Below are 20,734 nucleotides of genomic sequence, written 5' to 3'. Positions count from 1 at the left end.
GTCATACTCGCACGATCACGCGTCGGGGCTGAGCACGGCCATCGGAATTTATATCGATAAACCGCAAAACGAGTTCGCCGTCTGTCATGACATCGTCACCATCGAGCTTGCGACGGTTTTCGGTCTCCCGCAGCAGGCGCGCTTTGAAGGCGAGTAGATCTTCGTGACATTCAAGCGAGAAACTGCTGGGTAACGCGCCTTCAGCGACGCGACCGAGAAACTCGAACCTGGTCGGAGACAATGCCAGGAAGACGGGCGGAATTTCGCTGCCTCGCACTAGCTTGACGGAGACCCCGAAGTTTCTGCCGGCTTTGTCCGGAACAATGCTGACCTCTTCGCCGCTTGCGCGAGGCACCGAGATAATTTCATCGAGCAGAGGACTACGCTTCGATTGCGAAAAGCTGCCGGATGTCGCAAGCACGAGCTCATCCTGGTTCTGAACCAACATCCCCGTGAAGATTCGGTTCAGGCCGCGGACAATCATGCTGACCGCCTGCCGGGGCGCCGCTTGTCCGGCGGCAATTTTCTGCGCCGTTTCGAGGTACAAGCCGGCGTATCGAAACACGCTGAGGTCCCAGAGATCGTACTCGTCGATCTTGGACTCCGGCATCGTAAAAAACAGGCGCTGCCGCTGGGCTCGAAGCGCGCCAAGGAACAGGGCGCGCTCGTTGATATCGGCGCCCTCGAGGTAGGTCCGTTGAGCGCCCGTGAAGGCTGCCGTCGCCCCGTACACAGGATCCGAAACGACAAGCTCGTCATAGTCGGATTTATAGGCCGGATCGTCAGCGCCATAGACGAGCAGATTATCAACCCGGTTGCTCGTCTCCGCGCCGATCCCGAACGCGTTGAGCTTTCGAAACAGTTCGGTCTTTTCGGCCCTGCTTGACTTTAGGTTCTCGCCAAAAATATTTCGATAGATGCTCGCCAAATCGAGGTGCCCCGCGTCTTGAAGCGCAGGCACGTCGGCGCACGTCATCAGCCCGTCTCGGGCGTCGGGATGACCGAGGAGGCTGTTGGCGACCAGTGCCAAGAGTTGACGCACCGGAAAATGGCTGCCGTTGCGCTCGCTGAGTTCAATGATCGCCGCAAGTCTTCGTTTGAAAGGATCCATCTCGCCGACGCCGATCAGCCGTCGGCGATTTTCGAAGATCGGACAGATTGCGCCGTCGCTGCGTGCAGCGCAGCTGTCACATCCCTGCCAACCTTCATGCTCAGTTATCGCCTCGATAATCGCCGTGATCATTTGGGCCGCCGGAGATCGACTGAGGTCTCTCAGTTCGAGACGAATTCCCGTGTCGTTCGTCATCCCCGTAACCAAGAGATCTTCGACGACTTGGCTCACCCGTTCGACCTCAGGCGTCTTCGGCGCCGTTTTAAATTTCTCGAGGAGCTGCCCGTGATTGGCGGCGAGGAGGTAGAATCTTGAGGCGGCTGGGTCAGCGATGTCGGCCGAGAATTCAGCGATCAGCGATGCACTTTCGTCATCGCGCAGTTCGCTCAAATCTTTGACCACGACAAGAGACCGGCCTTCGCCAAGCTCCAGCCTTTGGACCTTGTCACCGTGATTCCAGATGTTTGCGTCACCGCCCAGCTCAACCCAGACCTCGCGGCAATGATATGTTTTTCCATCGCCGGCTGTGCCGGTGATGATGTATGACACTGGGGAAGGGCCGCGAAAATTCTCAACGAGCTCGTCGCGAAGTGGCGCGGGAAGCGTAATCGGCCGAATTTTGTGACGACGGAGCGCGCGCTGGATTGTCTCGTCATACATGTTGTCGTTGGTGGGAATCGGTCCATAGTTTCTAAGAAACCTGACCCACGCATGTATAGATGGTATATCCGACAAGCTCCGCCCCCTTATTTCCGCAAAGCTGTAGACGAATTAACGATTCGAGCAACGAACTTAGCAGCAACCGCCAATTTGGATACAGAGCATTGTTCAGTACCCTTCTGCTTTTTCAGACGCTGTCACGCGTTGGCCGACATCCCAAGGGCGCGCTGTTAAAGACACCTCCGACGACTAAGCGGCCGCCTCCCGGAGGGCGACCAAGAATTCGGTCAGCTCCGCATAGTTGTTATCCTTGCTGATCGGTATCAGCTGCACCTTGAGGTCCTTGAACCACCGCTCCTGCTCAACGGATGTTATTTCCTCCTTGGCCATCGCGGCGTAGTGATTTGGTCCCGAGTCCTGCGGGTACGCGTCGGCAATGTAGTTTAGCAAAAGACGCATTTCCGGATCGTTCATCGATGCTCCAACGAACACGATCGAGAACATCGAGAACATGCCCGTGAGGAGATGTTGGTAAGCCCTTTGGCGATACAGGATTTCGCGGTAGTCCCGCTCGGTTAGAATGATACCGTTTCCCGTTCGCTGGGCATCTCCATGCGCCTTCAGGATGAAGAACTCGCGCTTGAAGAGCCGGCGCTGCAATTCACCTTCATCTTTGTAGGTCAACACCGAGACATCGTCGTCGACCTCGGCGCGATAAGCCCGCTCTATGATAGTGTCGTAGTTTGTCGTGAGCACGAACGGCAGGTTGTCGAGCCTTATTAGCGCGTTATGCAGGTCAGTCGGCTTTGGCTTCGGATCCTTGAAGGTCTTTTCGATAATCTCGGAAAAGTAGTTTCCAAGGTCGTCCTTGAGGCCGGACGCTACCATCAGGTATTTGGCTGGGTCCTTGATAAGCTGCAGATACTCTTTCGCCTTGTCGTCGGTCACCACCGACTGCTTCTGCCCATGGTCCACCAAGGCTTCGAGAAATTTTCCCCAGCTGGGAAGGCCTGCACCGCTCGAGGCGCCTGCGCCGACGAAGATGGCCGCTTTCCCGCGCTTGTATGTCTCGATGAGGTTACCGGGTATTCTGTCATGATCAAAAGCCATTAGGTCCTCACGTCTATGTCGGGGCAAAAGGCACGAAGTGCCTCGTTACGGGTTTTCAGGCTTTCTTTAACGCCGCCTTGGCTTTTGAATGCGACGATGTAGTCGTAGAGGTGCCGGTTCAAACGCGACGTGGTCCCTCCTCCAGCGATGAGCGCCTCCGGCGCCGCATTGTGCGCCGTGCGCAGCTGGTCGAAATGCCGGTACGCCGCTGCGAGTTTAACCGCATCCACGTTTGCGCCGCTGTCATGCCTCTGCGAAATGAGCCAGAACAGGTCCACGAAAATCCATTTCTGGGTAATGCGGAAGTTCAGCTCCTTGTTGACATCGTCCAGCACATTGAGGACATCGCCGGCCCGCGAAGCAAGCTCCAGGATTGCATCGGTGTCGTTGGGTCCAAATTGGGCGATCAAGCGTTGCAAGTCAGGCGCTTTTATATCCCGATTGGACCCATGCGCCAGAACCGCAAACCCGTGAGTGAGATAATCAAGATGTTTCGAACGGCTCGGAGAAATTCTGCTGTTCTGAAAAAACTCATGCGACTCGGCGATCGAGGCCATGATCCGGTTCAGCGGCCGCAGCTGTGCGTTCCTGAGCTCGGCCGGGTTCAGCGGAACGCCCATCTGCAAGCGTGCAAACAATGCCGAAATGTCATCATTGCTCGCGTTCAGAATCTCACCGATGCTCACTTCGAAATTATCGAAGCGGTTTCGCAGTGACTGATCGAGCTGATCATATTTGAGACCGAAGATTGGAAAATTCCCGACGTCCGGAAGTCGCTCCGCATAATCAAGGGTCAACTGCCCCGATCTAAATTCCCAGATGGCGCGAAGACGTTGCTGCCCGTCCACTGCGTCGTGTGAATAGACCGCATCCCCCGGCCGTTCGCGAAGGTAGACCTTCGGGATATCCATACCTCTAAGAATTGAGTCAATCAGCAGAACTTGCCGCGACTGCTTCCACGCTGGCCCTCTCTGCCATTGAGGGTTCAAATTGATCTGACCGCGCTGGCCATAGAGCTTGCCAACCGTCCATGCATCCTGCCGAATTTCCAATTTTGTCCCCATCCCCGAACTTATTCGGATGCGAATACACCACAACTCTTCCTAGAAGACTAACGGAGGTGATGAGAAGAGGGAAAAACACGATCATATGACGCCCCAGGCCCGATACCGTCCCCTCCCCGTCATCTCCCGCAATCCCAGCTCTCCAACGATCCGAAGCGCCGACTGCGGCTTCATCTTCAATATTTCGGCGACCATGCCGGTGGAAACGAGCGGCCGGGCGATGACAAGATCGATCAGCGCCGGCAGTCTCGAGGATGTCCGCCGACCGATCAGTTTGCCTTCCATCAACTGCCGCGCAAGGACCAGCCGGTCGTGTTCCTTCAGCCCGATTTCAGCAGCTGCCATCAGTCCATGCGCAATCGCGAGGAGCCGGGCCTCCCGGTCGCGATGCCGGCGGCGCTCGACTGGAACTGTTTTCAGCCCGAAACTGAACGCGGCCAGATGGGCGGCGGTTGTGACGCCGGCCTGGCGCAGGATTGCGGCGGCGAACAGCCGGCCGAGCCAGGGCGCGTGTTGCAGCACAGACAATTCGTTCCAGGCATCGAGGGCGACGATTGCCTGCAGCACCGCCGGCAAGTTTTCAGACTGACGCAGCACGCCGCGCCACTCGTCGAGCCTAGCATCCTCGTCCCAGTCGAAATCATAGACCAGCGGATCTTTTTCCGCCGCGCCGGCACGGCCGGGCCGTGTTGCGTTCTCGATCGCGGCTTCCGATCGGGCCAGCACCGCATCGATGGCGGCATAATCGACACCCGGAAGAGTTTTGGCGTCGTCAACATCTTCCCCCTCCCCTTCCGGATCAACCGTCGCGCTGTTCTTCGTGACACCGACAGTCTGCATCTCGTCCACGCCGGCCGCCGTCGCATCTGACGTCTGGCGCAGCGATCGAACACCATCGAGCGAAAGCGCCCAGCCAGATGCCTGGGCGGCAATGCGCCGGCGGGTGCGCAAAACATCACGCGCAATCGTCAGTTCATGGGTGGGCGTGCGAATGTCGGCGTGGGCGTCGTGCAGAACCAGATCCTCGAGGTGGACGAGCTCGCCGTCGATCCATAGCGAGGCGCAGGCATCGGCAAAATGCATGCGCTCGATCCAGCCCTGCCCGACCGGCGAACGGGCAATGCGCTCGTCGAGGCGCGCCAGCGCGATGCCAGCGTCCGAAATCGGACTTAACAGGCTTGTTATGGGCAATTTCGACAAATCATAACGCATTGAATTTACGGTAAATGATTTGCTAAATGAACTCTAGATGCGTTTAAAAGTTCGTCACTGTTATAGATCGCGGATGCTGAATCTCACTTCCGATAAGTAACCCTTATCGGTGGTGATTGATTTCAAGCCGCAAATCAGCGAAAACGGGACAATGGACGGCCGCCGGCGTCGTTATCGCAGGCGAACTCCCGTCGTTTCAGGAGGCTTTTTTGGACATCATCGCCCCGAAACCCGCTCCCGACGCGATCGCTCGGCGGGCCGAAGCGCTCGACACCATCGCGGCGGTGCTGCCGATCGACCGGCGCGACAAGCTCGCCGAAATCCTCACCGACCAGGACGTCGAGACGCTGCGCCATCTCGTCAACGAAGGCATGGGCGACAACACGCTACGAGCGCTGACGTCCGACCTCGGCTACCTCGAGGCCTGGGCGACGGCCGCGACCGGCAGCCCCCTGCCCTGGCCGGCGCCGGAGGCGCTGCTGCTGAAATTCGTGGCGCATCATCTCTGGGATCCACGTCGGCGCGAAATCGACGCCGAGCACGGCATGCCGGCCGAGGTCGACCAGGCATTGCGAGACGCAGGCTTTCTCCGATCGGTCGGGCCGCATGCACCAGACACGGTGCGCCGGCGGCTGGCCAACTGGTCGACGCTGACCAGGTGGCGCGGTCTCGAAGGTGCCTTCGCCTCCCCTGCCCTGAAATCCGCCATTCGGCTGGCGATCCGAGCCGCGCCAAGACAACGTCTTCGCAAGAGCGCCAAGGCGGTCACGTCAGACGTGCTGGCAAAACTGCTGGCGACCTGCGGCGGCGACAGCTTGCGCGATCTGCGAGACCGCGCCATCCTGATGGTCGCCTTCGCCTCCGGTGGACGGCGGCGCAGCGAGGTTGCCGGCCTGCGCAAGGAGCAGTTGACGATCGAGCCGCCGGTGAAAGCGGAGGACGGAACTCCCCTCCCCTCGCTTTCCATTCATCTCGGTCGCACCAAGAATTCCGGCGGCAGCCAGGATGAGGTCGTCTATCTGACCGGACGGCCCGTCGATGCCCTAAACGCCTGGCTGGTGGCTGCCAAGATCGACAGCGGCAGTGTGTTTCGGGCGATCGATCGTTGGGGTCATGTCAGCCGGCGGGCGCTCGATCCGAAGGCGGTCAATGATATCGTCAAGTTGCGGGTGAGAAAGGCCGGGCTCGAGGTGGGGGAGTTTTCGGCGCACGGGCTGCGCTCGGGGTACCTAACCGAAGCTGCCAATCGCAGCATTCCCCTTTCCGAGGCAATGGAGCAGTCGCGGCATCGCTCGGTGCAGCAGGCATCGACCTACTATAACAACGCGACGCGTAAAAGCGGGCGGGCTGCTCGAATGCTATAGCGGTGGCTCTTTGACATGCACCTGCCCTTCCGGCGAAGACGGCGACGCTAAGGTCTCTGCTCTGCCAACGATGGCAGCTCAAACCTTTGAACCGTGCCGCGAGCGCTCCGCGATGCTGGATAGATCAACCTTCTTGCCCGCGACATCCGCAACGATTTTCAACGTGCCGCCGAGGGACTCGACATAATCGCGAAGCGTCGACAGCTTCATGTCGGCGCGCTTCTCCAGTCTTGAGACGTTGGTCTGCTTGAAACCGGTCGCAGCAGACACGTCTTCCTGCGTCCGTCCAGCAAGCGCCCGCAATTCCCGCAGATTGTGCGCCGTGACGAGCTCGTCGGCACGTTTCGCAACGGCGCGCTGTTCATCCTCAGGCAGCGTCTGTATCAGCCTATCGAGATCATCCATGTCTCTTCTCCAACTCGCTCAAATGCTCGTCGTACCGTTTGTCCGCCAGATCGATTAGCCGTTTGTAGAAGAGCTTCTGGCTCACACCGCTCTTCGCACCACCGCAGAGAACCACAGCCTTTCGCTCCGGATCGAAGGCAAAGGCGAACCGCCATTGCACCTTCAACACTTTGACGCGCAGCTCCTTCATGTTCGCGTGTTTGGAGCCCTCGAGGGTGTCGACCTCAGGTCGTCCCAGTCGAAAGCCCTTCTCGCGAAGCAGCACCAAATGCGCTAGCAACTCGACCCGAACATCGGCCGGAAGGTCTGTGATCTCGCCTTTGAAGCGGTCATGAAACTCGACCTTCCATTCCGTCATTTCATATCCTGAATGATATAGATACTTTGGGATATATAGTCCACGTCTCCGCTCAAGGCAATAGTTGTTGGGCATTTGCTCAGGAGACGTCACGCATTCCTTATCTGTACAAATCACCTCGAAACGGGCCGTTAAAAGCGCGATGGCGAAGCGACAAACAGTTAACGTCCAACAGCCTCTAAAGCGGCTGATCGGCTACGCCCGCGTCTCGACGGACGACCAGGTCCACGATGCCCAGATGGACGAGCTGCGGGCCGCCGGCTGCAATTGAATCTATCAGGACCATGGCTCCGGGGCATCACGCGCCCGACCGGTCTTAACACCGCCGATCGGCGAGTTGGCCGCGGGTGACGTCCTCATGGTCGTCCGCCTCGATCGACTGGCCCGATCGGTGAGCCACCTCCTGGCAGTGATCGAGGATCTCGAGCAACGTGGCGTTCNATCGGATCGCGGATCGAAAATGAACGCCGCAGGGTATGTTTTCTCTTCAGGTCCTCGGGCGTGATCGCGCAACTCGAGCGCGCTCTGATCGCCGAACGTACCAAAGCCGGCATCAAGGCGGCAAAGGCGCGCGGCAGACTTCCTGGAAACCCGGGCCTGCGAGAACGGCGACCGGAGGCGATCAAGGCAGTCTCGCAAGCAAGGGAGAAACGCTATCTCGATGAGCTCATTGCGTCGGCGCAGACGTGGCTGCCGATGGTGCGGCAACTCCGGCCGCAGCACAGTTGGGACAATGTCGCTCGGGTGCTCAATCGCCGCGGTCACGACTGGACCGTCGAGCGCCTCCGTCGCGCTGTTCATCTTCTGGTCCGAGAAAAGCTCGCAGAAAAAAGAACTCCTGGCCCGCTCCCCTCGCCGCGCCCCCAAGGACCATCTGATGAAGCTGGTGGCGGCGATCGCCATTGCCGATCCCGACCTATCGCTTTGCGGCATTGCCGCTCAACTGGACCAGATGGGAGAATGACCTGTGCGCGCCGGTACGAAGTGGCAGGCCTCCTCCGTCCGCGACCTGCTGGACGAAGCCCACCGATTTGATCTCATCCGCCATTGAGGGCACGGTTCATCAGCGGCCGAGATCGCCGGCGGCAGCGTGCTTGGGGGCGTTCGACTGCTGAGGCAATTTTTCCGGCCGCCCTCGATCCCAGGTGGTGAATGGCATCGTCAACCAACGCAAAAAACTGTCTGGACTGGAACCGGAAGATTTCGGCCACGCATTAAGATGGATATTTGACCGAAGCGGCTGTTCGCCGAATTCCTGTTCCCGAGACGATGGAGCAGTCGCGGCGTCCAGCTATCATAACACGCCATACGAAGAAGCGGACGCTCCGCGAGGATTCGTTTATGACGTCCACAGGTTCAGGGAAGCGTTTTGAATCCAGCGGCAGAACTCACCGTCCTTTTCGACGGTAGTGGATGCGCTTAGGAGCGAATATCGCTTTTAACCAACTCGAAATCGCGTGGCCGCACCGTCAATCTGTCCCACCTAACTTATATTCGAGGTAGAGGGGCTCCCCGATGGTCCGCGACAGGTGGCGATGGCTTCAGCTAGAATAAACGACATCGGTCCCGTGAGCCGGCCGCTTTGGAAATTTCGCGATAAACCGCTTCAAAAGCGATTGGTCGAGATTGAGATGAACATACCCGCCCGCGATGGAAGGACGCATAAGCTTATGCTCGGTGCCAAAGAATCTCTTTGTTTGATGATAGAAACTTTCGCCCTGAGCTCGTGAGAGCGCTAAACTGAAAAAGTTCGCTCCTCCCACCATACCGACTAAGAGCTCTGGCGTAACATGTGGCAAGGCCGAGTCCCGCTCGATGGTCGGCAGGATGTGAACCGAGAAACTTGAAAGCGGTATTCGAACTCGGTCTCCAACTAAAAACGAAGGGCTAGGCTTGCTAAGAGCCAAGATGCAGAGGCAGTCGTCGATGTACGTGTGGAAGAAAACACGCTCGAAAACCAGTTTTCCTTTTTCAAGCTCATCAATGCTCATGAAGGCTATAAGAGCGCCGTCTACCACCGACATTCCGCTCGGATCATATTCATAAAGCTCGTAATATCCTCCAACTCCGGCTTCAAGAGTTTGGGATTGCGGAAGAACGTCTTCTTCAAGCAAGCGAGAGAGCAGCCAGCCACCGGTTCTGTGCCTTCTGTGATAGAAGGGCTCATTACCGATCTCCAGCTCAGAGTACTGCTTGCCTCGTTCAAATAGCCAATCTCTCAGAGCAGGCGCTCCACTCCCGGCAAGCGTGACCCTGCCGAAGTAGGGGATCTCATCGGCGGTTCCAAAATTCTTCGCCCTGCTGAACCATGCGCCGTCGCAAATACCGATAATCTCAAAGTCACCACGCGCCTTTTGCTCGCTGATATCCATTGCGTGCTCGAGGACGCTTTGAACCCTTCGAGTATCAATCGGAGGCAAGGCAGTCGAGGGCATGAGTGGGCCGCTCCGGAGTTGTCGGGCGTTGCGTGCCACGTCCTTGATGTGTGAAACCGTTCCGGCGGTCAAAAAGGCGGCATCCGACACGTCACTCTTCACTCGCAAGATCTTCCTTGCAAGGCTCACCGGTACCGCGTTTATGTTCAATGGATACCCGGCTGGCGCTGACGGCAGCGATATGGGCACCGGCACATGCAGTGGGGCATTGGAGTAGTCCGCTGACATAAGCACGTCGGCGATGGCTAACTGAAGTTCTTCAAAAAATGCTACTACGGTCATAATTTACAGATCCGATACAAAGCTGCTTCGACCTGCCAAACAAGGCCCAGCCTTTCGCGGTCTGTCGATATCGATAAGGAGCAATGTCAAAGATCTCCTTTATGAAACTGGTGGCATTTCCCAAATCTGCTTCGTTTTTGTTTAGGTGCCTTTCAACCGTTCAACCTCCCTAAATCCTTGTGTCTTATGAGAAAACGACGAAAAAAAACGGCTGACAAGGCGTGGCGTCGCAGGGATCGGAAGATTTCACACTCGGGAGATCAGGGCCCCAACCACGAACCGTGAGGAATCTCTCTGCCGTCAGCCCGCTTTTCGAGATTCCTCTCCGCTCGCCTTCAACAGTGCCATTAACATCGGACCTAGCGAAAACTCACCGCGCTCCGTGCGTCGCGTCAGATCTCGCAAATATCCGCCGGCCGAGTTGATAAAGTTCGATCGTTCAAGGATGCATGCGATCGCAACAGCCGCGTTTTCGGGCCCCATGGCATCGCACGCCTCCTGGTAGGCGGACGGACTGACGCCCAGCATTGAGCGGACCAAAACCGCGGCCGCCATCAGCTCGCGCCAATGCGAAATCCCGCCGCGCGGCCCGTAATCGGTGATCTGGGGGCAAGCCCGCAAGACCATTCCCAGCGGGAAAGATTTGACCAGCTCGAAGTTTGTCTTCGCTTTTGCCTGCGGCTTGCGCATCGTTTCCGGTTCAGGCCGCGCCGGTCCGCCCTGCTCTTTTCGAGAGCTAGGTTCAAATTCATAGATGGATTCGGTTTTTGAATTCTGTATGTGGCATCCATTTTGGATATCATTGCCATCCATATTTTCAGCTTTTACCTGAATTTCCAGGAGGTTGAGCACCTCTTCGCGTAAGAGCTCCATTTCATCGAGTGTAGCTTCAACTTGCTCGCGAGACGCGTAACGCGGGAGGCGCCCGAGAATGCCCATGTAGACGTCTTCGACGGCAAGCCAGTCGCCCGGTGCGTCCTCCTCAATCGCGGCTGTGATTAGTTTCCGGACGTCCCGCCGGCAAATGGTCAGTGCTTCTTTCACGCGGCGAAAGCGCGTGCGTTCGGCGACGACATCCTGCGCGATAGCTGCGAACTCTGCGGCCCGCGCTGCTAGGGGCGCAAGGTCGAAGCCGAAAGCTTGTTCGATCTCGCCATCGTGGTTGCGATGCGCATAGCGCTTTCCGTTCGGGCTGTCGCGCCGCTGGATGAGACCGGCCTCCACAAGCGCCGCTAGATGCCGCCGCAGCGTAGTTCCAGTAATCCCGTGCGCACGCACCGAGAGCTGACCGTTCGAGGGAAAAACGACAAGCCCCTGCTCCAGATCGAGCTCTGTCTCAGGATAAAACGTCAAGAGCGCGTCAAGAACGGCAAGCGCTCTGTCCTGGAGACCGAAGCGCTCACGCGCCTCACACACGTCGCGGAAGACTTTCCATTTTTCAACGCGCGCGGTGGGTTTTGATTCCGCGACCTCAAGCTGACTTCTCACCAAGGCAAGCGTCATCGGCCGCCGCCCGAAGGGCGTCGTCACATGTCCCGAGTGCATTTCCTTCTCACCTTTCTCAAGGCAAAAGAATTCTACTCACCAAATCGGTGCCAAAAACTCTTGACTGCGATTCCGGGAAATGCGATTCTCGATCTTGCTAAGGATAACGAGAGAGGCTTCCACGGTTCACCGTTTGGGGGCCTTTTTCTTTTGCGGTCTAGTCTCCGTTGCGTTCAGGTTTGGACTGCATGTATTCGTCGTAGAGGCGATCCATTCGGCTCGAAAGCCAATCGCTGAAAGGCTTCGCTTCCGTGCTCGAAAGCTCGATCGCGACCTTCTTCGACTTGGCGTTCATCGTGAAATTCAGCGAGCTGTCGCTCGACGTCCATTCCGTCGCCGACGCCTGTCTCTTCGGCTTCTTGGCGGCTGATTTGTTTTTGTATCGTGTCAGGTAATCGTGGAGATTGTCGAACCTGGTTTCTTCTCCAAGTTCGAGAAACTCGGCAGTTCTTACATAATCGGTGGCGACCTTGAGGAGGGCAGGGGCGAGCAGAATCTGGCGCAAGCTCAGCCACTTGTCGCGTCCGATCTTCTTGGACGCCCCGAGCACTTTAATGACAGAGGCCGGCACCACGTCGATGACGCCGAGCATCTTGGAGAGCATAGCCTCATCAATTGCGAGCGACGACCTAACCACGTCCTTTGTCATTCCAGACGCGAGGAGGTTCTGCGCAAAATACGCACGCTCAATGAAAGATAGATTTGAACGAGCGGAGTTTTCCTGCCCTTGCGCGATCGCTGACGCGATGTCGTCCAATTTCTTGACGACCGCCTTGACCGGGATTCCGAGTTCCTGGGCAACCTTCAGGCGACGATGGCCGAAGACGACCATATAACGCTGCGAGTCTGCGGAGCTAGGTCGCACTAAGATCGGGGTCGATTGCCCGGATTCCTTGATCGCCTGTTTAAGCTCCTGATACTCCTCGTCCTCATTGGAGAGACGGTCGGCAACGAAGGAAACATCGAGTGATCGCGGATCCAAATCCACGATCACTTCGCCTTCCATGAGCTTCTTCGTGTTTTCTGCCAGGTCCTCGATGGATCGAACGACGGTCTTCGCAGCACCCGTCATGCCATAGCCAGGCTTCGTGGGCGCCTTGTCTGCAGAGATGGAGGCGAGGTCCAGCTTCGCGAAAGGGTTTTCACGCGACATAGTGAACCTCCTTCAACTTGGATAAGGCTCTGAGAGCACTATTTAAAAGGAGCGGAAAAACGGCTGACAAGTTGGTCATTTCCGCCCCCAAGCATTGTGGATGAGCTCCACGATCTCGCCATTGGCCGCGTTCAAGCTTTCAATCGCGCGGTCATAGGTCGATCGGACGAAATCGCCACGCTCGACTTCATACAAGGTTTGCTTTTTGATCGAAGCGTCTGAAATGGCGGTTGATTTTAGCACGTGGTTTCGAAGCATGTGCTGAGCAAACATCGACTGCATGAAGCCGACCATCTGTGCTTGCGGGATGTCGGTCGGCTCAAACCGCGTCACGAGATAGCGGAACCATTCGACGCGGATCTCTGCACCTGCCTCTGCGACTGGCGTCATGATACCACCCAGCATCATCAGAAACTGGCTCATCGACATGATGTCGAGCATCTGGGGGTGGATAGTGATGAGGATGCCGGTTGAGGCCATAAGCGCCGTGATGGTCAGATATCCGAGCTGCGGCGGACAATCGATGACCACCACGTCGTACCTGTCGTCGACGTCCTTCAGCGCGTTGACGATGCGCATGTGGAATAGCCGGCCCTCATCTCCCTTCTTTGAAGAAATGGCGAGCGGCACATCGTATTCGTATTCCTGCAGGACGAGGTTCGCCGGAACGACGTCTAGACCAGGAATGTTCGTAGACTGAATGACCTCTCCGATTGGCTTCCTTTCGTCGTCGAACCGCAGTGCTTCGTAAAGTGAGGCCGTATCGTCTAGTTCGGGCTGAATTCCGAATAGGGATGTCAAAGACGCCTGCGGGTCGAGATCGACCGCCAAGACGCGATGGCCCGTGAGGGCAAGATATTGCGCGAGGTGCGCGGCTGTCGTCGTCTTACCGCTACCACCCTTGAAGTTCACGACCGAAACGACCTGCATGGGTTCGCCTTCGCGCCGCTGCGGAATATAGTATCGCTTGTCGGATTTTTTGTTCGCTTCGAGATACTCGCGAAGCTCAAGCATCTGCTCGGCTGTGTAGTAACGCCGACCACTGACAGATTCGATTTCGGGTCCCTTACCCTCCGAATGAATCTGTCGCAGATGGCTCTGTGTAACGCCCATAAAGTCGGCAACTTCGCCGAGTTGGAACTTGCGTAGACCCTTGCGGGCGTCGGGCGGATACTGTTGACTGCGCAGCATATGCAACGCGGTCGAGATCTTCGACCCTTGCTGGGCGATCTCGAAATCAAATCGGTTGGGCTGCGGCTGGCTCATTTTGCAAACTATTTCCGACATAGGGACAATTTCGAAAAAATGGCTCTATGGCCAAAATTTTCGCAACTATCTCCCGATTCCCACCGAGCCGCAAGGGATTTAAGGTTAACAAAAAGTTAACGCAACGGCCGCAGAAAGAGCCGACCTCATCCTCTTTCTCCTTTATTTCCGCGCATTTAGCACGTTTCACGACCGCCCGTGTTCTGGGTTTGTTTTACTGTGAATCCTACAATGCGATCTGTACACATAGGCAGAACAGGCCACCCAAATCGCTATCGGCCACTTGCCGCAGGCGCGACTCACTTCGAACCGGACTTGTAGGATCCTACAACTACCGTCCGATTCTCATCTGTGCTGATTTCCCCGCCGACCAACGACGACGGAGAAATTCATGCAGATTCTCGCGATTTCCCAACCGCGAAATGTTTACGAAGCTCAGCTCCTCCACCGCCATCATCAATTGCGTGCACGCGTTTTCGCCGAACGCCTCGGCTGGGAAGTTGACGTAGTCGACGGTCAAGAATCGGACGCCTTCGACGCTCTTCTGCCGACCTACATCCTCGCAATTTCCGACAGTGGTGCCGTAACTGGGTGCGCGAGGCTGCTCCCGGCTCTTGGCTCAACCATGGTGACGAGCGTCTTTCCATCGCTTCTTCCGAATGGGCAGCTGAATACACACGCCGCGATGATCGAGAGCTCCCGCTTTTGCGTCGATACGACCCTTGAAGCGGGCAGGGGCGACGCCTCCATCCATGAGGCGACCCTGACCATGTTCGCGGGCATCGTCGAGTGGTGCATGGCGAACGGCTACACGGAGATCGTCACGGTGACCGATCTCCGGTTCGAGCGGATCCTCGCGCGTGTCGGCTGGCCCCTGCAGCGGCTGGCAGAGCCGAAAAAGATCGGAGTGACGATGGCTGTCGCCGGGATTCTTCCCGCGAATGCCGACACATTCCTGCGTCTTCGGCCGACCAACTACCGTTCCGAACTCAGCACCGTCAGCCAAGCAGCGTAAGGAAGAAACGCAGTGAACCAGCTTCGCTCTCATCCTCGACTTGTCCGCAAACTCCAGGAGGCGCTCGGCGATCAGCTTTGCGTCGCGTTGGACGACGCAACGGTCGTCGAGATCATGCTCAATCCGGATGGAAAGCTCTTCATCGAGCGGCTCGGCCACGGCGTGGCGCCCGCGGGCGAGATGTCGGCCGCGGCGGCGGAAATGGTGATCGGAACGGTGGCGCATGCACTCCAGTCGGAGGTCGATACCGAGCAACCGATTATCTCCGGGGAATTGCCGATCGGAGGTCATCGCTTCGAAGGATTGTTGCCTCCGGTCGTCGCCAAGCCGGCCTTCACCATTCGCCGTCGTGCCTCGCGCCTGATCCCGCTTGACGACTACGTGCGCGCTGGCGTGATGACCGAACACCAGGCCTCGACCATCCGCAGCGCGATTTCGTCCCGTCTCAACATCGTCATCTCCGGAGGCACCGGCTCGGGCAAGACGACGCTCGCCAACGCCGTCATCGATGAAATCGTCAAATCGGCCCCGGAAGACCGCATCGTCATCCTGGAAGACACCGCCGAGATTCAGTGCGCCGCCGATAACGCCGTTCTTCTACACACCAGCGATACCGTCGACATGGCGCGGCTCTTGAAGAGCACCATGCGGCTGCGTCCGGATCGGATCGTGGTCGGCGAGGTCCGCGACGGCGCTGCGCTCACGTTGTTGAAAGCGTGGAATACCGGCCATCCGGGTGGCGTAGCGACTATCCATTCCAACACGGCAATGTCGGCGCTCCGCCGGCTCGAGCAACTGACCGCCGAAGCCAGCCAGCAGCCAATGCACGAGGTGATCGGGGAAGCGGTCGATCTCGTCGTCTCGATCGAGCGGACGCCGCGCGGGCGTCGCGTTCGCGACGTCATCCAGATCGTGCGCTTCACAGGCGGCCAATACGAAATCGAATCCGACCAGCTTACGGAAGAACAGGAGGCGCGCCATGTCGCGTAGAAGCGCACTCATCGCCGTTGCACTCCTTGCGACACCCATCGTTCTTGCCTCGGTCGCGCCGGCACTCGCCAGTTCCGGCGGCAGTCTTCCGTGGGAAGGGCCGCTAAAGCAAATCCAGGAATCAATTACCGGTCCGGTCGCCGGCGCCATTGCGCTGGCAGCCGTCGCGATCGCCGGCGGCATGCTGATATTCGGTGGCGAGCTGAACGATTTCGCGCGACGGCTGATGTATATCGTGCTCGTCGCGGGCATCCTGCTTGGCGCCACCAATATCGTCGGCCTTTTTGGCGCGACCGGTGCCTCGATCGGACTGCCCAACGAGCAGACCAGTTCCATCAATCAGAGCGGAGAAGGGGAGGGGGCTCATGGCTGAGTCCCTATCCGGGCTTCGACGCAACCGCATCCATAGGGCGCTGTCGCGTCCGAACCTCCTGATGGGTGCGGACCGGGAGCTGGTGCTGATCACCGGTCTTGCTGCGGTTATCCTCATCTTCGTCGTGCTGACGATCTATTCCGCGCTCTTCGGTGTTGCCGTCTGGATCATCATCGTCGGACTTCTGAGAATGATGGCAAAAGCGGATCCCCTGATACGACAGGTCTATGTCCGCCATATCTCCTACAAGCATTACTACAAGGCGACCTCCTCGCCCTGGCGCCGGTATTGAGGAGAAGGCATGGTCGCGCTCAAACGCTTCCGGGCTACCGGCCCGTCCTTTGCGGATCTCGTTCCTTACGCCGGCCTCGTCGACAATGGCGTGCTTCTGTTGAAAGACGGAAGCCTCATGGCCGGCTGGTATTTCGCCGGCCCCGACTCCGAGAGCGCCACCGATCTGGAGCGGAACGAACTGTCGCGCCAGATCAATACGATCCTGTCGCGGCTAGGAAGCGGCTGGATCATCCAGGTTGAGGCGGTTCGCATTCCAACATTCGACTACCCCTCGGATGATCGCTGCCACTTTCCTGATGCCGTTACACGCGCAATCGACGTCGAACGGCGGACGCATTTCGGGCGCGAGCAGGGGCATTTCGAGAGCAAGCACGCGCTCGTCCTCACCTATCGGCCGCTGGAATCCAAGAAGACCGCGCTCAGCAAGTACATTTACTCGGACGAGGAGAGCCGCAAGAAGACCTATGCCGACACGGTCCTCTTCATCTTCAAGAACGCCGTGCGCGAGATCGAACAGTATTTTGCCAACATCCTTTCGATCCGGCGCATGGAGACACGCGAGGTCGCCGAGAGGGGAGGGGAGCGGCTCGCCCGCTATGACGAATTGCTGCAGTTCGTTCGTTTTTGCGTCACCGGCGATAACCATCCCATCAGATTGCCGGATGCCCCCATGTATCTCGACTGGATTGCGACGGCCGAGCTCGAGCATGGTCTGACGCCAAAGGTCGAGAATCGGTTTCTCGCGGTTGTGGCAATCGACGGTCTGCCGGCTGAGAGCTGGCCGGGAATTCTCAACAGTCTCGACCTGATGCCGCTCACCTATCGCTGGTCATCGCGCTTCATCTTCCTCGATGCGGAAGAGGCCCGGCAGAAACTGGAACGCACCCGCAAGAAATGGCAACAGAAAGTACGACCGTTCTTCGATCAGCTCTTCCAGACGCAAAGCCGATCAGTCGACCAGGATGCCATGACCATGGTCGCCGAAACTGAGGATGCCATTGCGCAAGCCTCCTCGCAGTTGGTTGCCTACGGCTACTACACACCCGTCATCGTACTGTTTGATCACGATCGCGAAGCCCTGCAGGAGAAGGCTGAAGCGATCCGCCGGCTGATCCAGGCGGAAGGATTCGGCGCCAGGATTGAGGCCCTCAACGCCACCGACGCTTATCTCGGCAGCCTGCCGGGCAACTGGTACTGCAACATCCGCGAGCCGCTGATCAACACCAGCAATCTCGCCGATCTCGTACCTTTGAATTCCGTATGGTCCGGCAGCCCGGCCGCGCCGTGCCCATTCTACCCGCCGAATTCGCCACCACTCATGCAGGTGGCGAGCGGCTCGACGCCGTTCCGGCTGAACCTCCATGTCGATGACGTCGGTCACACGCTGATTTTCGGGCCGACCGGCTCCGGTAAATCCACGCTTCTTGCTCTGATCGCAGCGCAGTTCCGGCGCTACGAACACGCCCAGATCTTCGCCTTCGACAAGGGGAACTCGCTCCTGCCGCTGACGCTCGCTACCGGCGGCGATCACTATGAGATCGGTGGCGACGCCCAAGAAGAGGCAAAGGCATTGGCCTTCTGCCCGCTATCGGACCTGTCCAGCGACGCAGATCGCGCATGGGCAACCGAATGGATCGAAATGCTGGTCGCTCTGCAGGGTGTTGCCATCACCCCTGATCATCGCAACGCGATCTCGCGCCAGATCGGACTGATGGCGAGCGCAGCGGGTCGGTCCCTGTCGGACTTCGTCAGCGGCGTCCAGATGCGCGAGATCAAGGACGCGCTTCACCACTACACGGTCGACGGCCCGATGGGCCAGCTTCTCGACGCGGAACGGGACGGCCTGTCGCTCGGCGCGTTCCAGACCTTCGAGATCGAGCACCTAATGAACATGGGCGAACGCAATCTTGTGCCGGTGCTGACCTATCTGTTCCGGCGGATAGAGAAGCGCCTCGACGGTTCCCCGAGCCTGATCGTGCTGGATGAGGCCTGGCTGATGCTCGGCCATCCGGTGTTCCGCAGCAAGATTCGTGAATGGCTCAAGGTGCTGCGCAAGGCCAACTGCGCCGTCGTGCTCGCGACGCAATCCATCTCAGACGCCGAACGCTCGGGTATCATCGATGTGCTGAAGGAATCCTGCCTGACGAAAATCTGCCTTCCGAACGGCGCCGCAAGGGAGCCCGGCACGCGCGAGTTCTATGAACGGATCGGCTTCAACGAGCGGCAGATCGAGATCGTTTCGAACGCCATTCCCAAGCGCGAATATTACGTGGTCACCCCCGAAGGCCGTCGGCTGTTCGACATGGCGCTCGGTCCCGTGGCGCTGAGCTTCGTCGGCGCATCCGGCAAGGAAGACCTGAAGCGCATTCGAACGCTCAATTCCGAACACGGCCGCGACTGGCCGATTCACTGGCTTCACACGAGAGGAGTTCACGATGCCGCATCGCTGCTCAACTTCGAATAGATTCGTCGTCAGTCTGGTGGCTGTCAGCGTTGTACTAAGTGCAGCCGCGCCAGCGCGTGCTGGCACTGCCACGGGTGCCGCGACCGAATGGACGCAGGTTCTCAACAATGGCGAGCTCGTATCGCTCGTTGGCCAATCCGGCGAGCAAATCCAGAACCAACTCACCCAGATCAGCCAATTGGCGCAACAGATCGAAACGCAGCTCAATATCTACCAGAACCTGCTGCAGAACACGGCGACCCTTCCGTCGCATATGTGGGGGCAGGTTGAAAGCGATCTCAATCAGTTGCGCAGCATCGTCGACCAGGGCCAGAGCATCTCGTTTTCGATGGGCAATGCAGACGACGTGCTGCAGCAGCGCTTCCAGAGCTATTCAAGCCTCCGGACCAACCTCCCGAACGCCGAGAGCTTCTCCTCGAGCTACCAGACGTGGTCGGATACCAATCGGGACACGATCGCCAGCACCCTGAAGGCCGCGAGCCTGACGGCCGATCAGTTCGACAGCGAGGAAGGCACGATGTCGTCGCTGCGATCAATGTCCGAGACCGCCGATGGGCAGATGAAGGCCCTGCAGGTCGGGCACGAGATCGCCGCACAGCAGGTCGCGCAGATGCAGAAACTTCGCGGTCTCGTCTCTCAGCAGATGACGATGATGGGTACTTGGCTTCAGACCGAGCAGACCGACAAGGACCTCGCGCAGGTCCGGCGAGAAAAGTTCTTCAATGCCGAAGTCAAGACCATCCCGGCAGGTCAGAAGATGGAGCCCCGCTGGTGAACCGCGCCGTCGCCATCGCCTTCCTTGTGGTTGTTGCCGCTGTTTCATCTGCGGCGACGGTGCTGATTGTCAAATCCAGAGACACCACGAAGCCCCCGCTCACTGAAGAACGACGCGCCGTCAGGGAGAAATTCTTCGGCTCGAACAAAGAACTGCCGCCGATCAAGGATGGCCAGGAGATGCGTCCAAGATGGTGAGATCTAATCTTGAACGGTCACTCCTGATCGCAGGCTTCCTTTGCCTCGTCTTTGCAGCGCCAGCCTTCGCCCAACAGGGACAAGTCCTGACCGAACTGGAAAATCAGGTCTCGACCGCCGCGAAGGGGTGGGAAACCACCATCATGGATGCTGCAAAATCTCTTTTCTGGATCCTGGCGACCATTGAGGTGGGCATTGCCGCCGTCTGGCTGGCGCTTCAGGCTGCATCGCTCGATAGCTGGTTCGCGGAGCTTGTTCGGCGGATCATGTTCATTGGCTTCTTCGCCTTCGTTCTCACTCAAGGGCCGACCTTTGCGCGAGCGGTCGTCGACAGCCTCTTCCAGATTGGCGCCGGCGGCGGATCGGCGTCGCCTGCTGAAGTCTTCGACGCCGGAATTCGGGTTGCCTCGCAAATGTCGCAGCAAGCACAATTCGGCGTATTTGAGGACAATGCATTGGCGATTGCTGCCGTGTTGGCGATGGGTGTCGTCGTCATCTGCTTCTCGCTGGTCGCAGCAATTTTCGTCTCGGTCATGGTCGAGATGTATGTCGGCCTGCTTGCCGGCATGATCATGCTCGGGCTTGGCGGATCCTCCTTCACCAAGGACTTTGCTGTCCGTTATCTCGTCTACGCCTTCGGCGTCGGCATGAAACTGATGGC

The 20,734-nt window shown here is 58.2% G+C and carries 19 protein-coding genes and 1 pseudogene; 10 read left to right on the top strand and 10 right to left on the bottom strand.

Translation table 11 applies throughout. From position 1 onward, the window contains the following. Window position 1: 1 nt before the first annotated feature. The 4 genes from ACTJKL_RS28360 to ACTJKL_RS28345 all read right to left on the bottom strand — a co-directional run bounded on the left by ACTJKL_RS28360 (window position 2) and on the right by ACTJKL_RS28345 (window position 5,157). Entirely contained in the window at window positions 2-1,771 is a 1,770-nt protein-coding gene (locus tag ACTJKL_RS28360; RefSeq protein ID WP_440637085.1) for a hypothetical protein, read from the bottom strand. Between the two features lie 249 nt (window positions 1,772-2,020). Next, window positions 2,021-2,881, bottom strand: coding sequence for an SIR2 family protein (locus ACTJKL_RS28355; protein WP_440854383.1), 861 nt, complete (start codon window positions 2,879-2,881; stop codon window positions 2,021-2,023). Then, window positions 2,881-3,933: a DUF262 domain-containing protein gene (locus ACTJKL_RS28350; protein WP_440637089.1), complete on the bottom strand. Its 1,053-nt coding sequence runs from the start codon at window positions 3,931-3,933 to the stop codon at window positions 2,881-2,883. The genes ACTJKL_RS28355 and ACTJKL_RS28350 overlap by 1 nt, the downstream gene beginning before the upstream one ends. A gap of 93 nt (window positions 3,934-4,026) precedes the next feature. Further along, window positions 4,027-5,157 (bottom strand): RHE_PE00001 family protein, encoded by a 1,131-nt coding sequence (locus ACTJKL_RS28345; protein ID WP_440637091.1) that lies wholly within the window; start codon window positions 5,155-5,157, stop codon window positions 4,027-4,029. Window positions 5,158-5,366: 209 nt separating this feature from the next. Between ACTJKL_RS28345 and ACTJKL_RS28340 the strand changes: the two genes are divergently transcribed. Further along, on the top strand, window positions 5,367-6,521 hold the full coding sequence (locus ACTJKL_RS28340) for a site-specific integrase (protein ID WP_440854382.1): 1,155 nt from the start codon (window positions 5,367-5,369) through the stop codon (window positions 6,519-6,521). Between the two features lie 78 nt (window positions 6,522-6,599). On the opposite strand, the gene relB is transcribed toward ACTJKL_RS28340, so the two are convergent. Further along, the gene (gene relB / locus ACTJKL_RS28335; protein ID WP_440854381.1) at window positions 6,600-6,926 is read right to left on the bottom strand and encodes a type II toxin-antitoxin system RelB family anti-toxin; all 327 of its coding nucleotides are present in this window, start codon (window positions 6,924-6,926) and stop codon (window positions 6,600-6,602) included. Then, on the bottom strand, window positions 6,919-7,284 hold the full coding sequence (locus ACTJKL_RS28330; protein WP_427277320.1) for a type II toxin-antitoxin system RelE/ParE family toxin: 366 nt from the start codon (window positions 7,282-7,284) through the stop codon (window positions 6,919-6,921). Before ACTJKL_RS28330 ends, relB begins: the two co-directional genes overlap by 8 nt. A 142-nt stretch (window positions 7,285-7,426) precedes the next feature. Between ACTJKL_RS28330 and ACTJKL_RS28325 the strand changes: the two are divergent. Next, window positions 7,427-8,335 (top strand): annotated as a pseudogene (locus ACTJKL_RS28325) (recombinase family protein). A 490-nt stretch (window positions 8,336-8,825) separates the two neighbouring features. Here ACTJKL_RS28325 and ACTJKL_RS28320 read toward each other — a convergent pair. From ACTJKL_RS28320 to repA, 4 genes are all read right to left on the bottom strand, one after another. Continuing rightward, on the bottom strand, window positions 8,826-10,001 hold the full coding sequence (locus ACTJKL_RS28320) for a hypothetical protein (RefSeq protein ID WP_440854380.1): 1,176 nt from the start codon (window positions 9,999-10,001) through the stop codon (window positions 8,826-8,828). Between the two features lie 300 nt (window positions 10,002-10,301). Continuing rightward, a complete protein-coding gene (repC, locus tag ACTJKL_RS28315; protein ID WP_440854379.1) occupies window positions 10,302-11,546 on the bottom strand; it encodes a plasmid replication protein RepC in 1,245 nt (414 codons plus the stop codon). Between the two features lie 157 nt (window positions 11,547-11,703). Next, window positions 11,704-12,699 (bottom strand): plasmid partitioning protein RepB, encoded by a 996-nt coding sequence (repB, locus tag ACTJKL_RS28310; RefSeq protein WP_440854378.1) that lies wholly within the window; start codon window positions 12,697-12,699, stop codon window positions 11,704-11,706. 75 nt (window positions 12,700-12,774) lie between these two features. Beyond that, window positions 12,775-13,965, bottom strand: coding sequence for a plasmid partitioning protein RepA (gene repA, locus ACTJKL_RS28305; protein WP_440854377.1), 1,191 nt, complete (start codon window positions 13,963-13,965; stop codon window positions 12,775-12,777). A gap of 391 nt (window positions 13,966-14,356) precedes the next feature. Between repA and traI the strand changes: the two genes are divergently transcribed. The 8 genes from traI to trbL form a co-directional block, all read left to right on the top strand. Beyond that, the gene (gene traI / locus ACTJKL_RS28300; protein WP_440854376.1) at window positions 14,357-14,980 is read left to right on the top strand and encodes an acyl-homoserine-lactone synthase; all 624 of its coding nucleotides are present in this window, start codon (window positions 14,357-14,359) and stop codon (window positions 14,978-14,980) included. A gap of 12 nt (window positions 14,981-14,992) precedes the next feature. Further along, a complete protein-coding gene (trbB, locus tag ACTJKL_RS28295) occupies window positions 14,993-15,970 on the top strand; it encodes a P-type conjugative transfer ATPase TrbB (RefSeq protein ID WP_440854375.1) in 978 nt (325 codons plus the stop codon). Continuing rightward, on the top strand, window positions 15,960-16,343 hold the full coding sequence (locus ACTJKL_RS28290) for a TrbC/VirB2 family protein (RefSeq protein ID WP_440854374.1): 384 nt from the start codon (window positions 15,960-15,962) through the stop codon (window positions 16,341-16,343). The genes trbB and ACTJKL_RS28290 overlap by 11 nt, the downstream gene beginning before the upstream one ends. Beyond that, entirely contained in the window at window positions 16,336-16,635 is a 300-nt protein-coding gene (locus ACTJKL_RS28285; RefSeq protein ID WP_440854373.1) for a conjugal transfer protein TrbD, read from the top strand. Before ACTJKL_RS28290 ends, ACTJKL_RS28285 begins: the two co-directional genes overlap by 8 nt. A gap of 9 nt (window positions 16,636-16,644) precedes the next feature. Further along, window positions 16,645-19,101 carry a conjugal transfer protein TrbE gene (locus ACTJKL_RS28280; protein WP_440854372.1) on the top strand — a complete coding sequence of 819 codons (2,457 nt, stop codon included), beginning with the start codon at window positions 16,645-16,647 and terminating at the stop codon, window positions 19,099-19,101. Next, window positions 19,073-19,876 carry a P-type conjugative transfer protein TrbJ gene (gene trbJ, locus ACTJKL_RS28275; protein WP_440854371.1) on the top strand — a complete coding sequence of 268 codons (804 nt, stop codon included), beginning with the start codon at window positions 19,073-19,075 and terminating at the stop codon, window positions 19,874-19,876. Before ACTJKL_RS28280 ends, trbJ begins: the two co-directional genes overlap by 29 nt. Beyond that, window positions 19,873-20,073, top strand: coding sequence for an entry exclusion protein TrbK (gene trbK / locus ACTJKL_RS28270; RefSeq protein WP_440854009.1), 201 nt, complete (start codon window positions 19,873-19,875; stop codon window positions 20,071-20,073). The genes trbJ and trbK overlap by 4 nt, the downstream gene beginning before the upstream one ends. Further along, window positions 20,067-20,734: P-type conjugative transfer protein TrbL (gene trbL / locus ACTJKL_RS28265; protein ID WP_440854010.1), on the top strand; the 668-nt coding region annotated here is incomplete at its 3' end. The genes trbK and trbL, both read left to right, overlap by 7 nt.

It is taken from the genome of Sinorhizobium sp. 22678 (assembly GCF_052044265.1).
In the GTDB taxonomy this organism is placed as follows: Bacteria; Pseudomonadota; Alphaproteobacteria; order Rhizobiales; family Rhizobiaceae; genus Sinorhizobium; species Sinorhizobium meliloti_A.
This window is presented reverse-complemented; position numbering and strand designations above follow the sequence as displayed.